This is a genomic window from Pedobacter sp. HMWF019, from assembly GCF_003061025.1.
Classification (GTDB): Bacteria; Bacteroidota; Bacteroidia; order Sphingobacteriales; family Sphingobacteriaceae; genus Pedobacter.
In genome coordinates, this window is sequence record NZ_QAIL01000563.1 from 1 (window position 1) to 2,534 (window position 2,534).

The following is a 2,534-nucleotide window of genomic DNA, read 5'->3' on the forward strand; positions in this document are numbered from 1 at the left end:
GCTGTACAGAATTTTCCGAAACAATACACCTCTCCATCCTTTAAATCCCACAATTAAACCACACCATTTTGCAACTTCATAAAACTTAATTCCTCCTTTATTATGCGTCAATATGACATTTATTTAAATTCATCAAAATTTATAGTATAAAATTCAAATGAAGATGTATTTTTGACATAACTACCGTGTTAAACAAGTAAATAATTACATTTGCTCGTATTAACACATTTCCATATTTAATGAAACATACAATCAATGAATTAGAGGATATTGCTTCTCAAGTAAGGAGGGATATTGTAAGAATGGTTCACGGATGTCAATCCGGACACCCAGGTGGATCATTAGGATGCGCAGATTTCATGACCGCACTGTATTTTGAAGTGATGAATCATTCTACTGATTTTACAATGGATGGTAAAGGTGAAGATCTGTTTTTTCTTTCTAACGGTCATATCTCCCCTGTTTTTTATAGTGTATTAGCCAGATCAGGTTATTTTGAAGTAAGCGAACTGGCAACTTTCAGGAAATTAAACTCCAGGTTACAAGGCCACCCTACAACCCATGAGCACCTTCCGGGAATTCGTATTGCCTCAGGTTCTCTAGGTCAGGGCATGTCTGTTGCTATTGGAGCAGCACAAGCCAAAAAGCTCAATAAAGACCACTCTATTGTATATACTTTGCATGGAGACGGAGAATTGCAGGAAGGACAAAACTGGGAAGCCATTATGTATGCCCCACACAATAAAGTTGACAATTTAATTGCTTCCATCGATTACAATGGACAGCAGATTGATGGTCCAACAGAAAAAGTATTGTCTCTGGAAAATCTGCAGGCCAAATTCGAAGCTTTCGGATGGCATGTTATTGAGTCCGATGGCAACGATATGGAATCCATTGTGAAAGCTTTACATTATGCTAAAACCTTAACCGGAAAAGGCAAACCAATCTTAAACTTAATGAGTACTCAAATGGGTGCAGGTGTTGATTTCATGATGGGATCACACAAATGGCACGGTGTTGCCCCTAATGATGAGCAGCTGGCCGCTGCCCTTGCCCAATTACACAGTACCCTAAAAGATTATTAAGAATGAAAGCCTGCAAAGCAGGCTTGAACACCTTTAAAACACTTAAGAACGTGAAAAAGTATACATATACAGAAAAAAAAGATACCCGTTCCGGATTCGGTGCCGGACTTCTTGAAGCTGGAAGAAAAAACCCAGAGGTCGTTGCACTATGTGCTGACCTTGTAGGCTCCTTAAAAATGGAAGCCTTTATCAAAGAATTCCCTGAACGTTTTTTCCAGATCGGCATTGCAGAAGCCAATATGATTGGTATCGCTGCCGGACTAACTATTGGAGGTAAAGTTCCATTTACCGGAACATTTGCGAACTTCTCTACAGGCCGTGTTTATGATCAGATCCGCCAGTCGGTTGCTTACTCTAACAAAAATGTAAAGATCTGTGCTTCACACGCCGGCTTAACATTAGGTGAAGACGGTGCAACACACCAGATCCTGGAAGATATCGGTTTGATGAAAATGCTGCCAGGAATGACCGTGATCAATACTTGCGATTATAACCAGACCAAAGCCGCAACCATTGCCATCGCAGAGCATGAAGGCCCGGTATATTTACGTTTCGGACGCCCGGTAATCCCTGTATTCACCGACCCGGATCAAAAATTCGAAATCGGTAAAGCCTGGATGGTTAACGAAGGTACAGATGTAACCATTATCGCGACTGGCCATATGGTTTGGAAAGCCATTGAAGCCGGAGAGAAACTGGCCGAACTGGGCATCGATGCTGAGATCATCAACATCCACACCATTAAGCCCCTTGACGAAGAAGCGATCCTGAAATCTATTAAGAAGACTGGTTGTGTAGTTACGGCAGAAGAACACAATAAATTTGGTGGTCTTGGAGAAAGTGTGGCGCGTTTATTGTCTACAGAATTACCAACACCACAAGAGTTTGTTGCTGTAAATGACAGTTTCGGAGAAAGTGGTACACCAGACCAGTTAATGACAAAATACGGTTTAGACACAGTAAATATTGTTGAAGCTGCTCAAAAAGTGATCAAAAGAAAGAAATAATAAATGAAGCAGGTTGAAGACGCAGAAATACTGGAGAAGTTCTCAAACGAGAAAACCCGAAATGAAGCCTTTAACCTGCTTTTATCTAAATATCAGCAAAAGATATACTGGCACATCCGCCGCCTGGTGATCGACCATGACGATACCGACGACCTGGTTCAGGACGTGTTTATAAAAGTATGGCGAAACCTCGAAAAGTTTAGAAGCGACTCCCAGCTGTATACCTGGATCTATAGAATCGCGACCAACGAATCTATTACTTTCCTGAACAAAAAGAAACAAAGGAACAATACCCCTTTAGATGAAGTTTCCGAAGAACTCGCAGACAGCCTTGTGGAATCTGCCTATTTCAACGGTGATAAATTGCAACTTAAACTGCAGCAAGCTTTATTAACCTTACCTGAAAAACAGCGGCTTGTTTTTAATATGAAATACTTTGATG

The 2,534-nt window shown here is 40.8% G+C and carries 3 protein-coding genes; all 3 read left to right on the top strand.

Annotation, left to right across the window (positions count from 1 at the left end; translation table 11 throughout):
• Nucleotides 1-218: 218 nt before the first annotated feature.
• Nucleotides 219-1,085, top strand: coding sequence for a transketolase (locus tag DBR11_RS27360; RefSeq protein WP_255564637.1), 867 nt, complete (start codon nucleotides 219-221; stop codon nucleotides 1,083-1,085).
• A gap of 50 nt (nucleotides 1,086-1,135) precedes the next feature.
• Entirely contained in the window at nucleotides 1,136-2,092 is a 957-nt protein-coding gene (locus DBR11_RS27365) for a transketolase family protein (RefSeq protein ID WP_108555722.1), read from the top strand.
• A 3-nt stretch (nucleotides 2,093-2,095) separates the two neighbouring features.
• A partial coding sequence (locus tag DBR11_RS27370) for an RNA polymerase sigma factor (protein WP_108555721.1) occupies nucleotides 2,096-2,534 on the top strand: 439 nt, incomplete at its 3' end.